Below are 22,441 nucleotides of genomic sequence, written 5' to 3'. Positions count from 1 at the left end.
TCTCATGCCGGGGTGGCGCATTCGAGAGATGTGCCCATCGCCGCCTCCAGCTTCTGTTCGGACTTCGCGATCACGGCGGTCGCGATGGCGTTGCCGAGCACGTTCGTGGCGGTGCGGCCCATGTCCATGAAGTGATCGACGGCGAGGATGAAGGCGATGCCTTCCACCGGCAGGTCGAACTGCCCCAGCGTCGCCGCGACGACGACCAGCGAGGCGCGGGGCACGGCGGCGATGCCCTTGCTCGTCACCATCAGCACCAGCAGGATCGTGATCTGGGTGAGGATCGGCAGGTCGATGCCATAGGCTTGGGCGATGAACAGCGTTGCAAACGTGGCGTACATCATCGAACCGTCGAGGTTGAAGCTGTAGCCCAGCGGCAGGATGAAGCTGTAGATGCGCCGCGGCACGCCGAAACGGCCCAGTTGTTCGAGCATCTTGGGATAGGCCGCCTCTGACGACGCAGTGCAGAATGCCAGCAGCACCGGTTCGCGCACATGGCGCAGCAGGTCGAGAATGCGGCGCCCCAGAAACAGGGCTCCGGCGCAGACCAGCAGCAGCCACAGCGTCCCCAGCGCAAGATAGAACGAGCCGACCAGTCGCCCGAACGTCGCCAGCACGCCGATACCCTCGGTCGTCACTGCCGCCGCGAGCGCGCCGAACACCGCCAGCGGCGCCATGCGCATGACATAGCCGGTCACCGTCAGCATCATCTTCACCATCGCCTCGATCAGTGTGACGATTGGTTTGGCGTCCTCGCCGATCGCGGTGAGCGCCACGCCCACGAAGATCGAAAAGACGACGATCTGCAGGATCGAGTTCTCCGCCATGGCCCCGACCATCGAGGTCGGGAAGACGTGCAGCACGAAGTCGCGGAAGTTGAGAGCTTGAGCATCGATTGCCGACGCGCCGCCGCTGCGCACGAGGTGCAGTCCCTCGCCCGGTGCCAGCAGGTTCACGAGGACCAGCCCCAGTGCCAGCGAGAGCAGGCTGGCGGTGAGGAACCAGGCCATCGCCCGCCCGCCGATCCGGCCGAGCGCTTTACCGTCCTCCATATGCGCCATGCCCGCCACCAGCGTGGAGAACACCAGCGGGGCGATGATCATCTTGATGAGATGGAGGAAGACATCGGCGAGGAGGTGGAAGTAGCCCGCCACTTCCCTGGCCGTCTCGGGCGTATCGCCAACGAGCCGGTTGGCGGCGAACCCCGCGCAGACGCCGGAAACCATCCCGGCGACGATGAAGGTCGTCAGGCGACGCGACATAGGAAATTCTCTTTTCGAAGGAGGTGGGTGAAGCCCAAAAAAAGCCCCCGGTTCCGCCGGAATTGGAGCGGCGGAACCGGGGTCAGGATGGGTACGGTCAATTCTGGAAAGGCGATCAGTCCTTGGACGAAGCGGCCTTGCGGTAATCGAGCGAGGGCGCCTTGTCGCCGAGCAGCGAGCGATAGACGAAGTCCGGCCCGCGCCGTTCGTCGAGTTCCTTCTTCGCGGCGGCCAGCGTGTCCGGGCTCTGGAACAGCTGCGCGGCGGTTAGCGCCAGGGTCTTGGCGGCGACTTCGGCGCCCTTGGTGCCGACGCTGTTGCCGCTGGCGGCGACCGCCTGCCAGCTGTGCGGCGGGGTGCCCGGCGCCCAGGTTCCGGCGGACATGCCCGCCGTCGGCGTGGTGTAGCTGACGTCGCCCACGTCGGTGGACGCCGACATGATCTCGCCGCTGGAATAGGGCGCCACGCCCGTCGTGCGCTGGCGGCCGCCCTTGGGCAGCGAGGTGGCGATCTTGTCGATGAAGGCCTGTTCCTGCGCGGTATAGGTGGGCAACGGCACCTGCTTGAGGTTGTCGTACATCACATGGCCGAGCGTGTCGTTCGGCAGCAGGTCGAAAGTGCCGCCGATCTGGTTGTACTCGACCGTGGTTCCGGTGCCGAGCGCGGCGCCTTCGGCGGCCTTCTTCACGCGCTCCATGATCTCGGCCACCTGCTGCTGGTCGGGGTGGCGCACGTAGTAATAGACCTCGGCTGTCTCGGGCACGACGTTGGGCGCCTTGCTGCCATCGGTGATGACGTAGTGAATGCGGGTTTCCTGCGGGACATGCTCGCGCATCATGTTGACCATGTTGTCCATCGCCTCGACCGCATCGAGCGCCGAACGGCCGCGCTCCGGCGCGGCGGCGGCGTGCGAGGCCACACCGTGGAAGCGGAACTTGGCGCTGACATTGGCGAGGGCGTGGCCCTGCATGGCGCTGTAGCCGTCGCCGGCGTGCCAGTGCAGCATGGCCGAGACTTCCTTGGTCAGGCCCGAGCGGACGAGGAAGACCTTGCCCGAGCCGCCTTCCTCGGCCGGGGCGCCGTAGACGCGCAGTTCGCCTTTGATCCCGTGGGCGACCATCCAGTTCTTGGTGGCGATGGCGGCGGCGATCGAGGCTGCGCCGAACAGGTTGTGGCCGCAGGCATGCCCGGCCACGCCGTCGATCACTCGGCGCTCCGGCTCGGCAGCCTGGGCGAGGCCGGGCAGGGCGTCGAATTCGGCGAGGATGCCGATGACGGGGCCGTCTCCGGTCTTGAAGCTGGCGACGAAGGCGGTCGGCATTCCGGCGACGCCCGGAGTTACCTGGAAGCCCGCAGCCTTGAGGTCCTTCTGGAGCAGGCCGGAGCTTTTGGTCTCCTGGAAGCCGACTTCGGCCCAGGACCAGATCTGGAGCGCATTGCGCGACATGGCGGCCGAGCCGCGATCGACGTCGGCAAGGATCGCGGTGCGGTCGGCCTCGGCGAGGGGACCTGCGAGCGCGGGCGCGGAAGCTCCGGCGGCGAGGAGGAACAGGGCGGTACGAACGAAGGATTTCATCAGGCTATCCTCATGCAGGGTCGTATCGGAAATGTACCCCGCCCGGATCGTATCTTCACAGATCGTATCCGCGCGGGGCCGGTAGGAAAAGGTCAGCGCTTCCCGAAGGAGACGCGAAGCTGGGCCCCGATCACGCGCGGTTCGTTGTAGACGAGCGTGGTCGACGTGACGGACGGCGTGACCACACCGCCCGCAGCGGCATATGTCACGTCGAACAGGTTACGCACGAAGAAGCCGAGGTCGATGCCGCGGTTCTCGATATTGTTGAAGTCCAGCTTCAGGTTGACGGTGTCGTAGGCTTTCTGGATGCCGTTGGTATCCAGCGGACGCTCGACGTACCAGACCTTGGTGCTGTGGAACCAGTTGGCGTTGAACACCATTTCCGCGAAATCGCCGAGATAGGTCGCATAGCGGGCGCCGCCGCCGATGGTCCACTTGGGCGTGTAGGAGAACTTGTTGTTCACCGGGTTGTTGCCGAGCAGCGGGATGAAGGCGGCCGGGGCGTCGTATTCGTCGTACTTGGCATCGGTGTAGGCGCCGAAACCGGAGAGGGTGAAGCCGTTCGTCGGGGTGATCGAGAAGTCGAATTCGGTGCCCTTGATCGTCGCCTTGGCGGCGTTGATGATCAGGCTGGCGGGGTCGTTGGCGGAGTTGCCGTCGCCGTCGAAGTCCGCGCCGGGGAAGATCGAGCGCTGGATGTTGCTGTACTTGCTGGTGTAGGCCGCGATGTTGACGCGGCCCTTCACGCCGCCCAGTTCCCAGCTCGACTTGATGCCCGCTTCGTAGTCGGTGACCTTCTCCGGCCTGAAGGTCTCGAACCCGTCGAAGTAGGAGGACATGCCGCTCTGGTTGTAGCCTGCCGAGCGGTAGCCGCGGCGGTTGGTGACGTAGAGGAACAGGTCGTCGTTGACCTTGTAGTCGAAGCCCAGCGTCCAGGTCGGCGCCTTGGAGCTTTCCGATCCGGTCTTGCCGCCCTCGGAGGCGCAGCCGTCCGGCCCGATGTGGGCGGCGGTGTCGAGCGTGGCCACCGAGCAGCCCGAGGACTTGTCCCAGGTGTAGCGGAAGCCGCCGTTGAAGCGCAGGCCTTCCGCGAAGCCGCCGAAGGCATAGCCGATCTGGCCGAACAGCGCCTTGCTGGTCGAGGAGTTGTAGTTCTCGTTGTAGGTGAAGGTCTTGCCGGGGATCACCGCCGAATAAGTGACGCTGCCGTTGACGCCGCTCGGGTCGCTCTTGAGATAGAAGGCGCCGACGATCCAGTCGAGCCGGTCGTTCAGCAGCGAGCCGAGGATCTGGAACTCGTTCGAGACCTGCTTGACGTTGGTGTTCGAGATCCCGTCGTAGAGCGCCAGGTAGGTGCCGTCCATGTCGCGGGCGGCGGCGACCTTGCTGCGGCGGTAGCCGAAGATGTTCTTGAAGGTGACCTTGCCCACTTCCAGTTCGGAGGTGTTGGCAATGCCCCAGAACGTGCGGTTCGAGTAGGGATCGATGCTGGTGCTGACGTCGCGCACGCCGGCGGCCTGCTGTTCGGCGAGAGCGATGTCGATGTCGCAGCCGGCGACGCCGCAGTCGAAGTAGGGGCGGTTCGCGGCGGTGCGCGCGGTGCCGCCGCCGCTGACGGCAGGGTTCGGGTAGACGCCGCTGAGCACGTTGGCGGTGCCGTACTCATGCGCGCGATACCAGTCGAACACGGTGGTGTTCTTCAGTCCGTCGACCGGTTCCAGCAGCAACGAGGCGCGGAAGGCGTCGTTGTGGCGGTCGTCGAGATCGCCGCCGTTGCCGTGGTTCCTGGTATAGCCGTCGCGGCGGGCGATCTGGCCGGCGACACGCAGGGCCACGTGGTCGTCGACGATCGGCAGGTTCACCGCGCCTTCGAACGTGGTTTCGTCATAGGAGCCGAGCGTGACCTGACCGTAGCCGCCGAGGTCGTAGTCTGGCGCGACGGGATAGAGCAGCAGCGCGCCGCCGGTGGTGTTGCGGCCGAACAGGGTGCCCTGCGGGCCCTTGAGCACCTGGATCGAGCCGACATCGAACGTCGGCACCAGGCTGCCTTCGTTGGGCAGCGGCACGTCGGCGAAGTAGGTGACGACCGAAGGCGCGGATGCACCCGCCGTGGCGCGGCGCTGGCCGCGGATGACGATGGAGGGCGTATCGCGCGAGGTCTGCGGCGCGACGTTGAGGCCGGGGGTCGTGTAGGTCAGATCCTGGGTGCTGACGACGGCCTTCTCCCGCAGCATTTCCGCGTTGAAGGCGGTGACCGAGACGGGCACGGTCTGCGCGCTTTCCTCACGGCGGCGCGCGGTGACGACGATGTCGCCGCCCGGCTGGTCGAGCGACTGGGTCTGGGGTTCGCGGTTCTGGACTTGCGCCTGGGCGGGCGCGGCGGCGGCGAGGATGCTGGACGCGAGAAGCAGAGCCGAAAGGCTGCGACAGGTCATTTTTTTATTTCCCCTTTTATCCGGCCTGTCCCTGATCGCAGGCCGATAGTCGCAAGACGCAGTCCGTCGCCGATCATTCGCTTCGATCGAAAAAATATTCCGGATGACGCGCCGGGCCGCCGGAGGCTAAGGAAGCCGGGCATTCGATACCGGAAGGCCCGACCCATTTTCTCGCTGCGCAGGACATCGCCGAAAAGGCAGGAAGCGGGCCGTCCCGGCGGACCGGACCTGTCCCTGCACGTTCCCGCGCTGCGCCGCTACATCGCCAAGCGCGCACAGCCGGGCGATGTCGACGATCTGGTGCAGGACGTGCTGGTGCGCATGCATGTACGCGGGCAGGCCGATCCCATCGCCAATGTCGAGGGCTATCTGTTCCAGGTCGCCGCCAGCGTGCTGACCGACCGCGCCCGGCGCGACAGCGTGCGCCACCGCGGCGCGCATCACGAAATGACCGAGGCCTTCCACCCGGTCGACGAACTGACGCCCGAACGCGTGCTGCGCGGGCGCGAGGACGTGGACCGGCTTGCCAACGCCCTGGAAGACATGCCCGAGATGACGCGCGACGTCTTCGTGCTCCACCGCTTCGAGGAGATGTCCTACGATGCGATCGGCGAGTATCTGGGCATCTCCAACAGCGCGGTCGGGCGCCACATCATGAAGGCCATCCGCTTTCTGGCCGCGAGGGACCTGCCATGAGCCGTTCCCCGGACCCGAGGCCGTTCGACGCCCATGCGCTGGAGCGGATCGATTCGCCCGAAGCGACGGCGGCGGCCTATTTCAGCATCTTCCGCTCCCCCCGCGCGACTGCGCGGGACTACGAGGATTTCGAAAGCTGGCACGCGCGGGACGAGGCACACCGCATCGCCTGGGCCAGGGTGGAGCGGGCCTGGGACGGTTCCGGCGCCATGCGCACCGAGGCGCGTATCCTTGAAATCCGTGAGCGCGCGCTTGCCAATCGTCATCGGCGCAAGGCCTGGGTGCGCCCGGCCATCGCGGCCTCGATGGCGCTGGCGGTGCTGGGCGGCGCGCTCGCCTTTCAACAGTACAAGTCCGTTTCCCCGGTGGCCCCTGCCGTGGCCGACAGCCGCGAGCTGTCCACTGGCGTCGGGCAGCAGGGCACGCTGCGCATGGCCGACGGTTCGGTCATCACCGCCAATACCGCGACCGTGCTGACCGTGGCCGAGAGCGACACCCGGCGCAGCACGGCCCTGCGCGATGGCGAGGCGTTCTTCGAAGTCGCCAAGAATCCGCGCAAGCCCTTCGTGGTGACGGCGGGCCGGATCACTGTGACGGCGCTGGGCACTCAGTTCGCGGTGCGCGAGACTGACGGCCGCGTCGACGTGACTCTGGCCGAAGGCCGCGTGCGCGTCGATATGCCCGCAGTGGACGGCAGGCCTGCGCAGTCGGCCACCTTGCTGCCGGGGCAGGAACTGGTCTGGAACGGACGCGGCTATCGCACCGGCGCGGTCGAGGTCGAGCGGCGGCTGGCCTGGCGCAAGGGTGTCGTCGATTTCGACCGGGTTCCGCTGGCCGAGGCCGTGGCGGAAATCAATCGCTACAGCCCGCAGGAAATCATCGTGTCCAGCCCGTCGCTCGCACGCCATCCGATCAGCGGGACTTTCCGCATCGGGGTGACGCGCGGCTTCCTGCAAAGCCTGGAAGCGGCAGGCATCGCCCGCGTGGAAAACGAAAGCGCGACACGCGCCGAACTTGTCGCGCCTTAGAGCATTGTCCAATCAGGTGGCATCACCTGATGGCTCGAAACCTGCTCCAGGGTTTTTCCGATTATTCGAAGGTATAGCGCAGCCGCACGCCGATCGTACGCGGCGGGCCGGGGATCACTGTCGCAGCCGTGTAGGCGGGGTTGAGCGTTCCGCCGCCGCTTGCATAGAAGCGGTCGGTCAGGTTGCGGCCCCAGAGCTGCAATTCCAGCGGCATTCCCGCCGGGTGCATCCAGTTCAGCGAGGCACCGAGCAGGCCGTAGGCAGACTGCAGCGCAAAGTCTTCGGTGAGGCGCTCGCTGAAGCGCACGCTGCTGACATGGGCGTAGTCCGCCCGCAGTTCCAGCACCCCGAGACGCCCCGGCAGGTCGACCTCGTGCGACAGCGTCACGGTGCCGCTGAACCTGGGCGTATAGGTGAAGCGGTTGTGCAGCGGATCGCTGCCCAGCAGGCTCGTCAGCGCGGCGGGCGCGATCACCTTGGTATAGCGCGCGTCGATCCACGAGGCGCTCAGCGTCGCATGGGTCCGCGCGCCGAGGTCGAGCGAGAGGTCACCGTCCAATCCGGCCACGCGGGCGCGGGCGCTGTTGACGTAGAGGGTGATCGGGTCGGTGGTCATGTCGCCGTCGCCGTCGTAGTCGACATCGGGAAACAGGGCGCGCTGCACGTCGGAATAGAGACCCACATAGGCCGCGACGGCGTAGGAACCCGATATCCCGGCGATGTCCCAGCGTCCCTTGGCGCCCGCTTCGAGATCGGTGAGCGTTTCCGGACGAAAGGTCTGGTAGGGGCGCAGGCTGCCGCCCAGCGCCGGGGTATTGTAGCCCCCGGAGCGGAACGCCCGGCGGGTAGTGAGGTAGATGCTGTGGTCTCCCCGCCGGCGCATCAGCGACAGGGTCCAGGTGAGGCGACCGAAACGGGAGCGGGCCTGGGTGCCGCCATCGGCGATGCACTCCCGTTCGTTTTGCGGCATGGCATCGACTGCGCGCAGCGAGCAGCCTGAGTTGTTCTCCCGCGTGTAGCGCAGGCCCAGATCGGCGACGTAGCCGCCTCCCAGCGTCGCCGTGACCTGGCCGAACAGCGCGCCGCTGCGGAAGGTCTGGTAGCTGGCGATATGCGACGGCGGATTGTCCGGACGCACCAGACGTGACACCGTCTGGAGCACCGGCCCGTCGGGCGCGCTGTCCAGATAGAACAGGCCGACGATGTAGCGCAGGTTTCCGCTGCGCCTTTGTACCTGAAACTCCTCCGTTATCTGCCGCATGTGCGATACCGTGATGGAATCGTTGATCGGCAGCGGGGTGCCGTCGCCGTCGAGTTCGTAATGCACCCTGGTAGAGCGCAGTCCGGCGATGTTGCGGAAGAGCAGGTCCTCGTCGCCATATTCGGTGACGTTGCCCAGCCCCTTGAAGTGCCGTCCGAACGAGAGGGCCGGGCTGGACTGCGAAGTACGCCGTCCCAGCCCCTGCTGCGCGTCGAAATAGCTGTCGATGTCGCAGGCGCCGGAACCGCAATCGAAATAGGGGGTATTCACGGCGTCGCGGGCGCTGCCTTGGGGATAGACGCCCGCCAGGATCAACGCGGCGCCGACTTCCTCGGCGCGCAGCATGTCGAAGCTCGTGGTCGATCGCAGCGGGCCTTCCGGATCGAAGCGCAGGATCGCCCGCACACTGTCGCTGTGCACGTTGTCGGCATGCCCTCCCGTCAGCAGCCGGGTATAGCCGTCGCGGCGCATGTGCTGGCCCGAGATACGCAGCGCGAACGGTCCGCTTGCGGGCAGTTCGACTGCGCCTTCCAGCCGGGAGAGGCCGTAGTTTCCGGTCTCCGCCTCCAGATAGGAGGCCGCGCCCGTGCCGGGCTGGACTGCGCGCAGCAACACCGCGCCGCTCGTGGCGTTGCGGCCGAACAGCGTACCCTGCGGGCCGCGCAGCACTTCGACCGAGGCCATGTCGAAGAGCGGCGAGAGCGCAGCCTGGTTAGGCAGCGGAATCTCGTCCTGATAGACGACCAGCGGCAGGCGGTTCTCGTCGCTGATCGAGCGCCGCTGGCCGCGCATCACCAGCAGCGGCGTTGCGCTGCTGGTCTGTCCGGTGGCGATGAAGCCGGGGGTGAGGCGGGCCACGTCGGCGATCGTGCGCGCCGCCGCCTTGTCGAGCGCATTGCCGTCGACATGGCTGACGAGCAGCGGGAGGTCCTCCTCGCGTTCGGGACGGCGGCGGGCGGAGACGAGGATTTCCAGCGGCTCGGGCCGGGGGGACGGTCCGGCCTGGGCCCTGGCGGGACGTCCGGCCGGAGCGGCGACGATGACGTAGACCCCGGAAGAGGCGCGGCGGACGGCGAGGCCCAGCCCGCGGATCATCCTTGTCAGCGCGTCTCCTGCGGAAAGGTGCCCATGGACGGCTCTGGTCCGCAGCCGCTCGCGGCCGGGGGCGTTGAGCAGGATCTCGACCCCGGCCTGCCGCCCCAGTACGCCGACCGCGGCGGAGAGGGGCAGGGCGGGGACATCGACTTGCGAGACTTGCGCATGCGCGCACGCCGCCGCCGCGACCAGGCCGGATACCACACAGAGAGAACTTGCAAGGGGGCGACGCAACCAGACTTTCCCGGCGAATGGAGCCTTCCCAATGCAAGCGGCTCTCGGTGATGGCGGATGCCTATGGACCTTGGCCTTGAAGTTCAAGCGCCGGCACGGGCATGCGGGGCAGGGACGGGGGCCGCTCCCGCGGCTTCAGGCGGCGATCTCCAGGTCGGCACCGCTGGAAAAGCGGGTGCGGTACTCGCCGGGCGTCAGGCCGAGGATGCGATGGAACACGCGGCGAAATGCCGTGGCGTCCTCGTAGCCGACCGCCCAGGCGATCTGGTCTACCGAGCGGCGGGTGAATTCCAGCAGTTCGCGCGCCTTGCCGACGCGCAGGTTCTGGACATATTCGACCGGCTTCATGCCGGTGGCCGCCTTGAAGCGGCGCAGGAAGGTCCGCTCTTCCAGCCCCGCCTGTCCGGCCATTTCGGGCACGCTGAGCGGCCGCTCGGCGCGGCCCTGAACCCAGTGCTGGACCTTGAGGATCGCCTCGTCGCCGTGGGTCAGGCGCGGGGCGAAGCTGCTGTAGTGGCGTTGCTCGCGTCCGGCGGGGTCGACCAGCAGGAACTTGCCGGTCTCGATCATCACCGTCGGCCCCAGCAGGCGGTCGACGATCCTCATGCCGAGGTCGGTCCAGGCCATCAGGCCTCCGGCGGTGATGATGTCGCCGTCCTCGATGACCATCTTGTCCGGCTCCATCCGCACGTCCGGAAAGCGGGTGCGGAAAGCCTCTGCGAAGAGCCAGTGGGTGGTGGCGGGGCGGCCGGAGAGCAGCCCGGTCGCCGCGAGCATGAAGGCGCCGCCGCAAGTCGAGGCGAGCGTCGCGCCGTGGCCGTGGCGGTCGAGCAGCCAGCGGGCATAGGGCGCCGCTTCCTCGGCATCGGCCGGGCCGGACAGGCGGCCGGGCACGATGAGGAACGCGGGGCTGCCGTCTAGTCCGGGATGCGTATCGAAGCTGCGCGCGAATGTATCCGCGCCCTCCATCGCCCAGTGGCTGACCCGCAGCCCCGGCCCGTCGCGCCCTGCCGAGAAATGCGAGGCGATGGCGAAGAGGTCGGTGATCCCGTGGACCATCGCCGCCTGGCAGTTCGGGTAGAGGACGAGGCCGATCTCGGCCCGGATGCGCGGCGGCTCGGACATGCCCGAATTCCCTCTTTGTCGGTTTTGGCCTGCTTTATGTCGGAACCGCCGATCCTGCCGGTTCGGGGGGCAGTCTATCCCTCTTCTCACGGGGCGCAACGGCCCCATCGAGAAAGGAAAAGGGACATGACCAGGATCACCACTAGGGACGGAACCGGCATCTTCTACAAGGACTGGGGCGCGAAGGACGCCCGGCCGATCGTCTTCTCGCACGGCTGGCCGCTTTCGGCCGACGCCTGGGATGCGCAGATGGTCTTCTTCGCCGATGAGGGCTTCCGCACCGTGGCCCACGACCGTCGCAGCCATGGCCGCTCCGACCAAGTGTGGAACGCCAATACGATGGACCAGTACGCCGACGACCTGGCCGAACTGATCGAGGCGCTGGACCTGCACGACGCGATCCTGGTCGGCCATTCGACCGGCGGCGGCGAAGTGACCCGCTACATCGGCCGCCACGGCACCGCCCGCGTCGCCAAAGTGGCGCTGATCGGCGCGGTCCCCCCGCTGATGCTCAAGACCGAGGCCAATCCCGGCGGGTTGCCGATCGATGCCTTCGATGCGATCCGCAAGGGCACTTTCGACAACCGCAGCCAGTTCTTCCGCGACCTGACCATCCCCTTCTACGGCTACAACCGCGAAGGCGCGGCGATTTCGGAAGGCATTCGCGAGGAATTCTGGCGGCAGGGCATGATGGGCGGCCTCAAGGGCCAGCTCGACTCCATCCGTGCCTTCTCCGAGAGCGATTTCCACCGCGACCTTGCCCGCTTCGACGTGCCCACGCTCGTCCTTCACGGTGACGACGACCAGATCGTGCCGATCGGCGCCTCGGCTCTCGAAACGGTGAAGATCGTGCCGAATGCAGTGCTCAAGGTGTATCGGGGAGCCGACCATGGTCTGACCGAGACGCATCAGGACCGCTTCAACGCCGATCTCCTCGACTTCATCCGCGCCTGAAACCTCCCACGAACCCTATCCACGAAAGGACATGCACATGACCAAGGGCACTTTCCTCATCACCGGCGCGTCGGACGGTATCGGCGCGGTCTATGCCGACCGCCTCGCGCGCCGCGGCCACGACCTGATCCTCGTCGCCCGCCGCGCGGACCGGCTGGAAGCGCTGGCCGCAATCCTCACCGCCGAGACCGGCGTGAAGGTCGAAACGCTTAGCGCCGATCTTGCATGGCCCGAAGACCTCGCCCGCATCGAACGGCGGCTGCGCGAGGATGCGGCGATCACCGGTCTCGTCAACAATGCCGGGATCGCCGGAGAGACCACGTTCGTCGGTTCCGACCCGGCCTATCTCACCGGCATGATCGCCCTCAACGTGCTCGCGGTCACGCGGCTTGCCGCCGCCATCGCCCCGCGTCTGGCCGAACGCGGCAGCGGTACGATCGTCAACATGACGTCGGTGACGGCACTGATGCCCGACGGCTTCACGGCGGTCTATCCCGCGAGCAAGGCCTATGTGCTCGCCTTCACCGAGGCGCTGCACGTCGAACTCGGGGCCAGGGGCGTGCAGGTTCAGGCGGTGCTGCCGGGGATCACCCGCACGCCGATCTGGACCGAGGAGCAACTGGCGAGCCTTCCCGCCGAAATGGTCATGGACGTGGAGGACATGGTCGACGCGGCGCTGAAGGGGCTGGACCTCGGAGAGACGATCACCATTCCCGCCTTGCCCGACACCGCCGATCTCGACGCCTATCTGGATGCCCGCCGCGCATTGCGCCCCAACTTGTCCCGCAACCGCCCCGCCGAACGCTACCAAGCGTGACCGCTTAAAGGCGAACGACCGGCGAAGGAGACGCTGCCATGAGCAAGACCATCGTTCTCATCCACGGCGCCTGGCTCAATTCCCTGAGCTGGGAGCATGTGAAGGCCCGCTACGAAGCGCGCGGCCATACCGTCCTCGCGCCCGACTGGCCGCTCGACGAAGGCGACCCCGCCGCCCTGCGTACAAGGCCGCACCCGGAACTCGGCACGCTGGGCCAGCGCCGGATCGTCGATCACTACGAAGCGGTGATTCGCGCCCTGCCGGAAAAGCCGATCCTGATCGGTCATTCGCTGGGCGGGGTCTTTGTGCAGCACCTGCTCGACCGGGGGCTGGGCCTTGCGGGCGTGGCGATCGACCCGGCGCCGACCCCCGGCGTGCCGATCTTCCCCCATGCGCTGGTATCGGCGCTGCCGGTGTTCCTCGACCCGTTCAGCCGCGGCAGGGCGAAGCACATGTCGCGTCGCTTCTTCGCCCGGCGCTTCGCCCAGACGCTTTCCGCAGACAGAGCCGAGGCTGCCTACGAACGCTACATCGTCCCGACGCCGGGCAGGGTCTACTGGGACGGCGTGGTCGGGCCGATGAAGATCGACTGGAGCAACCCGCTGCGCCCGCCGCTGCTGCTGATTGGCGGCGGCAGGGACCTGATCGCCGACGCGGGGATGACCCGCGCGATCCATCGCAAGCAGCGCCGCGCGCCGACGCGGACGGACTACATCGAATTCCCGGACCGCTCGCACTGGACCCTGCTGGACGAAGGCTGGGAACAGGTCGCCGATGCCGCCCTCGACTGGGCCGAGCGCGCCTCAGCGTGACAGCAGGGCAGGGGCGTCTACCGTGAACTTGAAGCCGAAGATCAGCGCGTCCCCGATGCCTGCCGGGCGGAAGGGCGCGCCGGTCTGGTCGGGGTGGAGGATGTACTGCACATTGGGCGAAATACGGATCGCCGGGCCGAGCTGGGCGCCGTAGGCCAGTTCCATCATGTACTGGTGCCGGTGGATGTTTCCGTCGCCGCCCGCCGCAACCCGCGCGGCGCGCATGCGCTCCATAGCGAGGTCGCTGAAGCGCTGGTCGCTGATCATGAAGCCGATGGTATCGGCATCGCGCCCGACGAAAGTGCCGGTCTGCACCACGCCGAAGTCCAGGAAGCGGCTTTCCTCGACGCGGCCGGACAGGTTGGTCATCGCCACGCCGAACACGCTGAGGCCGCGCTCCGAATGGGGATCGGGCCGGGTCAGGCGCTGGTCGAAGCGGAAGTAGATGCCCGAGCGGCCCTTGTGGGTCTGCGGGTCGCGTCCGGTGAGAATGGCAAGGCCGCCCTGATCGTCGCGCAGCGAATCGGCATAGTCGCCTCGGTCGAACCATCCGCCGACGATATAATGGCCGGGCAAGCGCACGCTCTTGCCCCCATTGGCGCTGTCGTTGGAGTAGCCCAGTTCCCACGGCACGATCACGCCGGTCGCGTTCTTCGTGCTGAAGTTGAAGCCGTGGTCATTGGCGCGCTTGCGGTCCGGATTGACCTCGTAGGCGCCGACATGGACGGTCACGTGCGGCACGACTTCGGCCTTGGCGCGGATCATCCAGCTCGATGCCGGGAAATAGGTGAAATTGCTGTTCTTGAAGACGAACGTCGGGTTGCCGCATCCGGAATTGCCCTGAAAATTGCAGTAGATCGGCGCGTTCAGGAAATGGATGTTCGCCTGGCTGCGGCCCACCTCGATCATCAGGCGGTCGTTGAGCAGCTTCTGCTCCCAGGTCAGGATCGCGAGGTGGGTGTTCTGGGTGCCCCAGATTTCCTGAACCGACGTGTTGTTGCCCAGCGCCAACGCCGAGAGGCTATCCCCGTGGCGGTTGGTGATCGCCGCGTGGATCGTACCGCCGCCGATGCCGGCGATACGGTCCATGTCGAGATCGGCGCCGACGTAGACCTGCCCGGCGTAGGCACCGTCGCGGCGCAGGCCGCCGGTGGCGTTCGTCGCCGCTTCTCCAGTGTAGCTGAGCGCGATGGTAATTCCGTCATCCGCCAGCGGCTGCCACGGCCTGGGGGCTTCGGCCTGAGTGTCCCTGGCTGTCGTGTCGTCGGAAACCGCTTCCTGGGCCATGGCGGCAGACAAGGTTAGAGCGGCGACACCTGCGCAGCAGGCGCCCTTGAGCAGTGCGAACCGCATCGAAACTTTTCCTCTCGTGGATCGGCCGGGTCTTCCGCCGGGCCGATCTATGTCAGGCTGCGGCTGCTTCCGCCGAGGCCGGGCGCGGCTTGAGCAGGCCCACGAGGACCCCGCTGACAAGCACGCCCGCCAGAATGGCCAGCCCGTAAACCGCCAGATGCGTGACCGCGCCGGGGATCGGCAGAACGAACACGCCGCCATGCGGCACCTTGAGTTCGACACCGGCCGCCATCGAAATGGCTCCGGCAATCGCCGAACCCGCCATCAGGGCCGGGATCACCCGGAACGGATCGCGCGCGGCGAAGGGGATCGCGCCTTCGGTGATGAAGGCCAGGCCCAGCACGGCGGCGGCGCCTCCGGCCTCGCGCTCCTCGGTCGTGAAGCGGTCGCGGAACAGGCGGGTGGCAAGGCCCACGGCGAGCGGCGGCACCATGCCCGCCGCCATCGTCGCGGCCATCGGCGTGTAGACCTGGCTGGAGATCAGCCCGACCGAGAAGGCATAGCCCGCCTTGTTGACCGGACCGCCCATGTCGAAGGCCGACATCGCGCCCAGGATCACGCCGAGCAGGATCGCACTCGATCCCTGCATCGAGCGCAGCCACTCGGTGAGGAAGGCCAGCGCCGCGGCGACCGGCGTGCCGACCGCGTAGATCATCAGCAGCCCGGTCAGCAGCGTGCCCAGCAGCGGCAGGATCAGCACCGGCTTCAGGCCCGCGAGGTTCTTGGGCAGCTTGATGAGCCGGTTGAGCCACTCGACACCGTAACCGGCAATGAAGCCCGCAACGATACCGCCAAGAAAACCCGCGCCCAGATTGGCGGCGAGCATGCCGCCGATCATGCCCGGCGCGATGCCGGGACGGTCGGCCACCGAATAGGCGATATAGCCTGCCAGTGCCGGAACGATCAGTGCGAAGCCGCCCTGTGCGCCGATGCGGAACAGGACGCCCGCCAGCGTCCCCTCGGCCGCCGCGCTGTTGGCATCGATGCCCCCCAGCGCAAAAGCCATGGCAATCAACAGGCCGCCCGCGACCACGAAGGGCAGCATGAAGGAAACGCCGGTCATCAGGTGCTTGTAGGGACCGGCACGCTCGGTAGCGGCACCGGCAGCCTCGGCCGAGGCCGCTCCGCCCTGTACTTTGGCTTCGGTGAGCGCGCGTTCGATCAGCGCCTTGCCGCCGGAGATGGCGGGCTTGGTGCTCGATGCGAAGACCCGCTTTCCGGCGAAACGCCCACGGTCGACCTCACGGTCGGCGGCGATGATGACCACGTCGGCAGCCGCGATCTCTTCCGCCGTCAGCGGCGAACCGGCGCCGACCGAACCCTGCGTTTCCACGCGGATCGGATAGCCCAGTTGCTTCGCGCCTTCCTGAAGGCCCTCGGCTGCCATGAACGTATGCGCGATGCCGGTGGGGCACGAGGTGATCGCCACCACGCGGGGCGTATCGGCGGCCGCCTGCGGTTCCAGCACCAGCGCCGAAGCCGGATCGGCCAGCACTGCTTCCAGCGTCACCCGGCGCCGCGGGGCGAGCGGAAGCGTGGCTGCGGTCTCGTCGTTGGCCGCGACCAGCAGCAGCGTGTCGCCCGCCTGCAAGTTCTCGGGCAGAGGGTTGAGCACGCCCTGTCCGGTGCGCACTTCGATTTCGATATCGCGGCCCTCGGCCCGCGCCGCCTTGCGCAGCGCTTCCCCGGCGAGCACGCCTTGTACGGCTGAATCGGCCGCTTCGATAACTGCGTAGAGCTTGGCCATTATTCCTCTCCGGCCCCAATTCCGGTAATGATTTCGTGCTGCTCGATCCCGCCTTGCAGCAGGAACGGGGCGACGCTCACGTCTTCGGCAAGTGCGTGGACGGTCGGCAGATCGGGCAGGTTCGGCCCGGCCATGCCCAGCTTGGCGACCGCGAAGGCCGTGGCGAGACGCGCGGTGCGTTCCAGATCCGCTTGCTCGCCGAGGGCCGCGACGATTCCGGCGACCATGGCGTCTCCGGCACCGACCGTGCTCGCCATCTGCCCGATGGCGAGGCGTGCGGTGACCGCACCTTCCTCCGACAGGAACAGCGCGCCTTCCTCGCCCATCGACACGACGACCAGCGAGACGCCGCGCGCGTGCAATTCGGAAGCCGCTTCGGCAAGCGCCGCCAGATCGGGCAGGGGACGACCCAGCAACTGCGCCAGTTCGTCGCGATTGGGCTTCACCACGTCGGGCAGTACATCGGCCGTGAGCGCGCACTTCAGCGGCAACCCGCTGGTATCCAGGACCACCCTGCATCCCGCCGCGCGCAAGCGCGCCACCAATGTGACGTAGCTGTCGGGCGGGCAGCCCGGCGGCAGGCTTCCGGCCAGTACCACCAGATCACCGTCGCGGGCGGCTTCGCAGATCGTCGCCGCGACCATTTCGGCGCGGCCCGCATCGATGGCGATCCCGTCGAGATTGATGTCGGTCGTGCCCGTCACATCGACCAGCTTGAGATTGACGCGCGTGGCTCCGGCGATGCGAATGAAGCGGTCCTCGATGGCCTTGGCGGCGAACAGCGCATCGAACGCGGCGGCATTGTCGCTGCCCAGCAGGCCATAGGCGGCAACCGGCATGCCCCAGTCGGCAAGGCAACTGGCGACGTTCACGCCCTTGCCGCCCGCGTTCTGGCGCACCGAGCGGGCGCGGTGGACTTCGCCGACGACCAGCCGGTCGATCGTGACGGTCTGGTCGATGGCCGGGTTGAAGGTGACCGTAAGAGTGCGCATCAGCCTTCCCCCTCTTCGATTTTCGGCATGTCCAGTGCGCGGATTTCGGCTGCGCCTTCCATCTTAAGCGCCCTAGCGGCGAGTGCGCGCAGCCCTTCGAGGCTGGCCTCGCGAATGCGCGCCTTCACCGCCGGAATGTCGCGCGGGGTCATCGACAGTTCGCTGACGCCAAGTCCCACCAGCAGCGCCGCGCCGAAGGGATCGCCGGCAATACCGCCGCAGACGCCGACCCAGCGGCCGTGCGCCTTGGCGCCCTCCACCGTCGCGGCGATCATTTGCAGGACGGCGGGGTGCAGGCTGTCCGCGTCGCCCGCCAGCTCCGGGTTCTGCCGGTCGATGGCGAGGACATATTGGGTGAGGTCGTTGGTACCGATCGAGAAGAAGTCGGCATGGGCCGCCAGCGAGCGCGCCTGGATGGCGGCGGCGGGAACCTCGATCATGATGCCGACCGGGATCGTCGGGGCATTGAGTTCCAGCCGGATTTCCTCGCAGCGGGCGCGCAGGGCGATCAGTTCGTGGACCGAAGTGATCATCGGGAACATGATCGACAGATCGCCGCCCGCTTTCGCGGCGCGGTAGAGCGCACGCAGTTGCGGCTCCAGCAGGTCGGGACGGCGCAGCAGCAGGCGCGCGCCGCGCACGCCGAGGAAGGGGTTGTCCTCGCGCGGCAGGTCGAGGTGCGGAACCTGCTTGTCGCCGCCGATATCGAGCGCGCGCACCACCAGCGGGCGACCGTCCAGGGCATTCGCCATGGCGAGGTAGATTTCCGCCTGCTCGTCCTCGCCGGGGCTGTCGCCGCGTTCGAGGAACAGGAATTCGGTGCGCATCAGGCCGACACCCTCACCGCCCTGCGCCAGCGCGAAAGCGACCTGGTCGGGGCGGTTGACGTTGGCGGCGATCTCGACGCGGTGGCCGTCGCGGGTCTGGGCGGGCTTGCCGCGCTCGGCCTCTTCGGCGGCGCGTTTTTCGGCGAGCGCGGCGATCCACGCACGGGCGGAAGCCAGGTCGGTCTCGGAGGGATTCAGCCAGACGCGGCCGCTGTCGCCATCGACGATGGCGGTGGCTCCGGCGGCAAGGCCCAGCAAGTCCGCACCGCCCGCCACCACCGAGGGCAGGCCGAGCGTGCGGGCCAGGATCGCGCTGTGCGAGGTCGGCCCGCCGAGGGCGGTCGCGATGCCCGCCACGCGTGCGGTATCGAGCGTGGCGGTGTCCGAGGGCGAGAGGTCCGCCGCGACGAGAATGCAGGGCTCCTCGGGCAGATCGGTCAGCGATCCGGCCGCGAGCGTCGGGTCGATCTCGGCCAGAACGCGGCGACCGATATCGTGGAGGTCGGCGGCACGGGCGGCGAGCACCGGATTGCCCAGCGCCGAAAGCTGTCCGGCGATGCGGTCCACCGCCCGGTGCCACGACCAGGCGACGCCGTGGCCCTCGACCATCAACTGGCAGGTGAGGGTGATGAGGTCGGTATCGTCGAGCAGTTCGGCCTGGGCCTTGAAGATTGCCGCATCCCCGGCGCCGAGACGGCGCGTGGTGTCATCCACCAGCGCCTTCATCTGTCCGCGCGTTCGAGCGAGCGCATCGTTCAACTGGGTGCCGCCGCTGGCCAGATCGGTCGGCCGGTCGGGCACGTCGAGTTCCTGCGCGGACAGGACATGGACCTTGCCGAGGGCGAGGCCCGGACTGGCGGCGACGCCCGCGATCATCTGTGCCTCGCCCTCGGGCTTCCAGCCCCGGATCGGCGCGGCGGCCTTCTCGGCGGCGCGTGCGGCGTCTTCCTTCTCACGCGCCGTCAGGCGGCGAACCACGGCGGCGAAGCCGTCCAGTGCGGCCCGCGCGCCAGCCCCTTCGGCGGAAAGAGTCACCCGATCACCAGCACGCAGTCCCAGTTGGAGGAGGGAAACGAGGCTGCGAGGATCGGCGCTCTCCCCGCCGTGACGTACGCGCAGGCGCACGCCAGAGGCACGCGCCGCTTCGACCCAGGCCGAAGCGGGGCGGGCATGGAGGCCGGTTGGGTAATCGACCGTCCATTCGGTGGTTTCAGCGTAGTCGGTGGCCGGTTCGGACGGGGCGGAAGCCTCGCCGTCTTCCCACAGGGCGCGGGAAAAGGCCGTGGGATCGTCGGTGGCGACAAGCGCGGCAAGGCGCGGCTCGTCCTGAATGAGGCGGGTCAGCCGGCGCAGGATGGCGATATGGCTGTCCGAATTGGCGGCGATGCCGACCACCAGATGGGCGCGCTGGCCGGGGTTCCATTCCACCCCTTCACGCAGCTGGAGGATCGCCACGCCGTCGCGGCGGACCAGCCCTTTGTCCTCGCCCAACCCATGCGGGATCGCGACGCCTGCGCCGAGGAAGGTGTTTGCCACGTCCTCGCGGCGGACCATGCTGTCCTCGTAGCCGGGGGCGACGCAGCCGGCGGCGACCAGAAGCTGGCCGACCTGGCGAATCGCATCGACCTTGTCGGCCGCGCGGGCATCGATTCGAACGAGATCCTCGATCCCCGAGGCGGGCGCATCTGCGAGCATTTCAGGCCTCTCCTGACCGTTTTGATAACGAGTCCGTGACGTGCTTAGAAAACGTTTTCTCAAGGCTCTTGTCAAGACAATGCTTGCGATCATGCGACGACGTGATGCATAGTCCTCGGCAGGAGAGGGCCATGACGCCCTGATTGGTGAGAACGATTTCCCGGGTGGCGCAACGCTGATGGCAGTAGGAATCAAGGACGTAGCGCGGGTCGCGGAAGTGTCGCCCGCCACTGTTTCGCGGGTGCTTTCCGGCCGCAGCGTCGATCCCGCGATGCACGAACGGGTGCTCGCAGCGGTCAAGTCCACCGGCTACCGCCCCAATCTTGCAGCCCGGCGCCTGCGTTCGCAGCACACCAATACCATCGGCCTCATCGTCGCCGATATCCGCAATCCGTTCTTCACCGCCGTCTCGCGCGCCATCGAAAGCCTCGCCGCCGCGCGCGGGCTGCGGGTGATCCTGTGCAACACCGACGAGGACCCGGCCAAGGAAGCCGCCTACCTCGAACTCATGCACGAGGAACGCGTGACCGGGGTGATCTTCGCGCCCTGCCGCCAATGGGTCGACAAGGCCGAGCGGCTGGAGCCGGGCTTTCCCGTCGTCCTGATCGACCGCAGCCTGCCCTCCGCCGGTCTCGACAGTGTCCTGCTCGACAACGAGAGCATGGCCGCCGAGCTGGTTGCGCATCTCCATGCGCAGGGCCATCGCCGGGTGGCGGGGCTGTTCGGCGCCGCCAGCAGCACCGGATTCGAACGCCGTGCCGGTTTCGAACTGGCCACGCAGAAGCTCGGCATGGATGCCGCCACCGTCGAGATGCCCCACGCCGCCGATGCGGCGGAGCGCGCGGTGATGGACCTGCTCTCCGCCCCGGTCCGCCCGGATGCGCTCGTCGCCAGCAACGGCGTCATGCTGCTGACCGTCCTGCGGGCATTGCGCCGCCTGAACCTCGAAGCGCCCGCCGATATCGCGCTGGCCGGGTTCGACAACAACGACTGGATGGAATTCGTCGGCGGCGGCCTCAGCGTCATCGAGCAGCCGGTCGAGGAAATCGGCCGCAATGCGATGACCATGCTGCTCGACCGGCTCGACCATCCCGATGCGCCCGCACGCAAGGTCGTGCTGGCCGGACGCCTCATCACACGCGGATCGAGCGGCCCTCGCGCTTCCGCAACTCAGCCTATCGGAGCCTGACCATCATGACCGACTTCAGCGCCAAACAATCGATCGGCCGCGACACGCGGCTGTGCATGTCGCTCTCCGCCCGCCCCGGCAATGCGGGATCGCGCCTGCACAACACGCTCTACGGGCTGCTCGGGCTGGACTACGTCTACAAGTCCTTCTCCACCACCGACCTGCCGGCCGCGATCGGCGGGCTGCGGGCGCTGGGCATTCGCGGCTGCGCGATCTCTATGCCGTTCAAGGAAGCCGTCATCCCCCTGCTCGATGGGCTGGAGGATTCGGCCCGCGCCATCGACAGCGTGAACACCATCGTCAACGACGACGGCGTGCTGACCGGCTACAACACCGACTATACCGCCGTGCGCGATCTCGTGTCCCGGCGCGGTATCGATCCGGCGACGCCCTTCCTGCTGCGCGGCAGCGGCGGCATGGCCAAGGCGGTGGTTGCGGCCCTGCGCGATCTCGGCTTCCGCGACGGTACGGTCGTGGCCCGCAATGCCGAGGCGGGGCAGGCGCTGGCCGCGCAGTACGGCTTCCGCTGGCTACCCGAACTCCCGGAAGAGGGCGCGGCGATGCTGGTCAACGTCACCCCGCTCGGCATGGAAGGCGCGCAGGCTGACGAACTGTCCTTCACGCCAGCCCAGATCGCCGCCTGCGAGGTCGCTTTCGACGTCGTCGCCCAGCCTGCTGAAACGCCGTTCATCAAGGCCGCACTGGCTGCCGGAAAGACCGTCATCTCCGGCGCGGAAGTGATCGTGCTTCAGGCCGTCGAACAGTTCGTGCTCTATACCGGCGTCCGGCCGAGCGCCGATGCGGTGAAAGCGGCGGCCACCTTCGCCCACGGCCCCAGGATCGGACCGCGCCTGAACGACCTCGTTTGAGAGGTCGTTATTCCCTGACCACGGCCATGTCGTAGACCACGACTTTCGCCCAGAGCGGCTCGCAGGCCTTGACGAAGGCCTGGTGGATCGGGTGGTCCTGGTATGACTTCTGGTCTTCCACGCTGTCGAAGAACATCAGTTCGGATACGTCGTAGCTGGCATCGACGACATCGCGCGCCTCGGTGCTGGCGGGAATGCCGATTTCCAGGTTCCGGATCACGGGGATACCCCGCAGGGTGCGCAGACCGGCAATCAGCCGGTCGCGATCCTCCTGCGAACCGGGCCGCTTGAGCCAGAAGAAGACGTGGTGGACCAGCTTGGGGCGCGTGGTCGCCGCCTCGGCCCCGCTCTCCGCTGCGGCTCCGCTTCCCGCTGTGGAAAGGGCGATGCCGGTGCTTCCCAGGGCGATCATGGCTGCCAGTTCCCGTCTGCTTGCTTCCATGGTGCGGCTTTCCTTTTGTTGAGGGTGGGTGC

General features: G+C 67.6%; 17 protein-coding genes. 7 read left to right on the top strand and 10 right to left on the bottom strand.

The genetic code is table 11. The features are described 5' to 3' along the window. Positions 1 to 2 precede the first annotated feature (2 nt). The 3 genes from V7066_RS16350 to V7066_RS16340 all read right to left on the bottom strand — a co-directional run bounded on the left by V7066_RS16350 (position 3) and on the right by V7066_RS16340 (position 5,273). On the bottom strand, positions 3 to 1,262 hold the full coding sequence (locus V7066_RS16350; protein ID WP_334184045.1) for a dicarboxylate/amino acid:cation symporter: 1,260 nt from the start codon (positions 1,260 to 1,262) through the stop codon (positions 3 to 5). A 115-nt stretch (positions 1,263 to 1,377) separates the two neighbouring features. After that, positions 1,378 to 2,838, bottom strand: coding sequence for an amidohydrolase (locus V7066_RS16345; protein WP_334184044.1), 1,461 nt, complete (start codon positions 2,836 to 2,838; stop codon positions 1,378 to 1,380). A gap of 92 nt (positions 2,839 to 2,930) precedes the next feature. Next, the gene (locus V7066_RS16340; protein WP_334184043.1) at positions 2,931 to 5,273 is read right to left on the bottom strand and encodes a TonB-dependent receptor; all 2,343 of its coding nucleotides are present in this window, start codon (positions 5,271 to 5,273) and stop codon (positions 2,931 to 2,933) included. Between V7066_RS16340 and V7066_RS16335 the strand changes: the two genes are divergently transcribed. Then, positions 5,199 to 5,969: an RNA polymerase sigma factor gene (locus V7066_RS16335; RefSeq protein WP_334184042.1), complete on the top strand. Its 771-nt coding sequence runs from the start codon at positions 5,199 to 5,201 to the stop codon at positions 5,967 to 5,969. The two genes, V7066_RS16340 and V7066_RS16335, sit on opposite strands and share 75 nt — an antisense overlap. Further along, positions 5,966 to 6,997: a FecR family protein gene (locus V7066_RS16330; RefSeq protein WP_334184041.1), complete on the top strand. Its 1,032-nt coding sequence runs from the start codon at positions 5,966 to 5,968 to the stop codon at positions 6,995 to 6,997. The genes V7066_RS16335 and V7066_RS16330 overlap by 4 nt, the downstream gene beginning before the upstream one ends. 61 nt (positions 6,998 to 7,058) lie before the next feature. Here the strand turns inward: V7066_RS16330 and V7066_RS16325 are convergent, their stop codons facing one another. Beyond that, positions 7,059 to 9,557, bottom strand: a complete 2,499-nt coding sequence (locus V7066_RS16325; RefSeq protein WP_334184040.1) for a TonB-dependent receptor — start codon at positions 9,555 to 9,557, stop codon at positions 7,059 to 7,061. Between the two features lie 165 nt (positions 9,558 to 9,722). Next, positions 9,723 to 10,712: a GlxA family transcriptional regulator gene (locus tag V7066_RS16320; protein ID WP_334184039.1), complete on the bottom strand. Its 990-nt coding sequence runs from the start codon at positions 10,710 to 10,712 to the stop codon at positions 9,723 to 9,725. Positions 10,713 to 10,838: 126 nt separating this feature from the next. Between V7066_RS16320 and V7066_RS16315 the strand changes: the two genes are divergently transcribed. From V7066_RS16315 to V7066_RS16305, 3 genes are read left to right on the top strand one after another with little or no spacing between them, the layout of a single operon-like run. Then, the gene (locus V7066_RS16315; protein WP_334184038.1) at positions 10,839 to 11,666 is read left to right on the top strand and encodes an alpha/beta fold hydrolase; all 828 of its coding nucleotides are present in this window, start codon (positions 10,839 to 10,841) and stop codon (positions 11,664 to 11,666) included. Positions 11,667 to 11,703: 37 nt separating this feature from the next. Then, positions 11,704 to 12,483, top strand: a complete 780-nt coding sequence (locus V7066_RS16310) for an SDR family NAD(P)-dependent oxidoreductase (RefSeq protein WP_334184037.1) — start codon at positions 11,704 to 11,706, stop codon at positions 12,481 to 12,483. A 38-nt stretch (positions 12,484 to 12,521) separates the two neighbouring features. Then, positions 12,522 to 13,295: an alpha/beta hydrolase gene (locus V7066_RS16305; RefSeq protein ID WP_334184036.1), complete on the top strand. Its 774-nt coding sequence runs from the start codon at positions 12,522 to 12,524 to the stop codon at positions 13,293 to 13,295. Here the strand turns inward: V7066_RS16305 and V7066_RS16300 are convergent. From V7066_RS16300 to ptsP, 4 genes are read right to left on the bottom strand one after another with little or no spacing between them, the layout of a single operon-like run. Beyond that, positions 13,287 to 14,648, bottom strand: a complete 1,362-nt coding sequence (locus tag V7066_RS16300; RefSeq protein ID WP_334184035.1) for a carbohydrate porin — start codon at positions 14,646 to 14,648, stop codon at positions 13,287 to 13,289. The two genes, V7066_RS16305 and V7066_RS16300, sit on opposite strands and share 9 nt — an antisense overlap. 52 nt (positions 14,649 to 14,700) lie before the next feature. Further along, positions 14,701 to 16,395 (bottom strand): fructose-specific PTS transporter subunit EIIC, encoded by a 1,695-nt coding sequence (locus tag V7066_RS16295; protein WP_334184034.1) that lies wholly within the window; start codon positions 16,393 to 16,395, stop codon positions 14,701 to 14,703. Then, the gene (pfkB, locus tag V7066_RS16290; protein WP_334184033.1) at positions 16,395 to 17,387 is read right to left on the bottom strand and encodes a 1-phosphofructokinase; all 993 of its coding nucleotides are present in this window, start codon (positions 17,385 to 17,387) and stop codon (positions 16,395 to 16,397) included. The genes V7066_RS16295 and pfkB overlap by 1 nt, the downstream gene beginning before the upstream one ends. Beyond that, complete coding sequence (gene ptsP, locus V7066_RS16285; protein WP_334184032.1) at positions 17,387 to 19,909, bottom strand: phosphoenolpyruvate--protein phosphotransferase; 2,523 nt, start codon at positions 19,907 to 19,909, stop codon at positions 17,387 to 17,389. The genes pfkB and ptsP overlap by 1 nt, the downstream gene beginning before the upstream one ends. A gap of 178 nt (positions 19,910 to 20,087) precedes the next feature. Between ptsP and V7066_RS16280 the strand changes: the two genes are divergently transcribed. Beyond that, a complete protein-coding gene (locus tag V7066_RS16280; protein WP_334184031.1) occupies positions 20,088 to 21,098 on the top strand; it encodes a LacI family DNA-binding transcriptional regulator in 1,011 nt (336 codons plus the stop codon). A 5-nt stretch (positions 21,099 to 21,103) separates the two neighbouring features. Beyond that, entirely contained in the window at positions 21,104 to 21,967 is an 864-nt protein-coding gene (locus tag V7066_RS16275; RefSeq protein WP_334184030.1) for a shikimate 5-dehydrogenase, read from the top strand. 7 nt (positions 21,968 to 21,974) lie between these two features. On the opposite strand, the gene V7066_RS16270 is transcribed toward V7066_RS16275, so the two are convergent. Continuing rightward, the gene (locus tag V7066_RS16270; RefSeq protein ID WP_334184029.1) at positions 21,975 to 22,409 is read right to left on the bottom strand and encodes a Dabb family protein; all 435 of its coding nucleotides are present in this window, start codon (positions 22,407 to 22,409) and stop codon (positions 21,975 to 21,977) included. Positions 22,410 to 22,441: the final 32 nt, after the last annotated feature.

It is taken from the genome of Novosphingobium sp., from assembly GCF_036820275.1.
Taxonomy (GTDB): Bacteria; Pseudomonadota; Alphaproteobacteria; order Sphingomonadales; family Sphingomonadaceae; genus Novosphingobium.
The sequence above is the reverse complement of the archived record's forward strand: the minus strand, read 5'-3'. Positions and strand labels throughout refer to the sequence as shown.

Excerpts from the sequence above, each read along its gene's own strand:
- V7066_RS16350 (WP_334184045.1), bottom strand. The coding sequence starts at position 1,262 with ATGTCGCGTCGCCTGACGACCTTCATCGTCGCCGGGATGGTTTCCGGC.
- V7066_RS16345 (WP_334184044.1), bottom strand. The coding sequence starts at position 2,838 with ATGAAATCCTTCGTTCGTACCGCCCTGTTCCTCCTCGCCGCCGGAGCT.
- V7066_RS16340 (WP_334184043.1), bottom strand. The coding sequence starts at position 5,273 with ATGACCTGTCGCAGCCTTTCGGCTCTGCTTCTCGCGTCCAGCATCCTC.
- V7066_RS16330 (WP_334184041.1), top strand. The coding sequence starts at position 5,966 with ATGAGCCGTTCCCCGGACCCGAGGCCGTTCGACGCCCATGCGCTGGAG.
- V7066_RS16320 (WP_334184039.1), bottom strand. The coding sequence starts at position 10,712 with ATGTCCGAGCCGCCGCGCATCCGGGCCGAGATCGGCCTCGTCCTCTAC.
- V7066_RS16315 (WP_334184038.1), top strand. The coding sequence starts at position 10,839 with ATGACCAGGATCACCACTAGGGACGGAACCGGCATCTTCTACAAGGAC.
- V7066_RS16310 (WP_334184037.1), top strand. The coding sequence starts at position 11,704 with ATGACCAAGGGCACTTTCCTCATCACCGGCGCGTCGGACGGTATCGGC.
- V7066_RS16305 (WP_334184036.1), top strand. The coding sequence starts at position 12,522 with ATGAGCAAGACCATCGTTCTCATCCACGGCGCCTGGCTCAATTCCCTG.
- V7066_RS16300 (WP_334184035.1), bottom strand. The coding sequence starts at position 14,648 with ATGCGGTTCGCACTGCTCAAGGGCGCCTGCTGCGCAGGTGTCGCCGCT.
- V7066_RS16295 (WP_334184034.1), bottom strand. The coding sequence starts at position 16,395 with ATGGCCAAGCTCTACGCAGTTATCGAAGCGGCCGATTCAGCCGTACAA.
- pfkB (WP_334184033.1), bottom strand. The coding sequence starts at position 17,387 with ATGCGCACTCTTACGGTCACCTTCAACCCGGCCATCGACCAGACCGTC.
- ptsP (WP_334184032.1), bottom strand. The coding sequence starts at position 19,909 with ATGCTCGCAGATGCGCCCGCCTCGGGGATCGAGGATCTCGTTCGAATC.
- V7066_RS16280 (WP_334184031.1), top strand. The coding sequence starts at position 20,088 with ATGGCAGTAGGAATCAAGGACGTAGCGCGGGTCGCGGAAGTGTCGCCC.
- V7066_RS16275 (WP_334184030.1), top strand. The coding sequence starts at position 21,104 with ATGACCGACTTCAGCGCCAAACAATCGATCGGCCGCGACACGCGGCTG.
- V7066_RS16270 (WP_334184029.1), bottom strand. The coding sequence starts at position 22,409 with ATGGAAGCAAGCAGACGGGAACTGGCAGCCATGATCGCCCTGGGAAGC.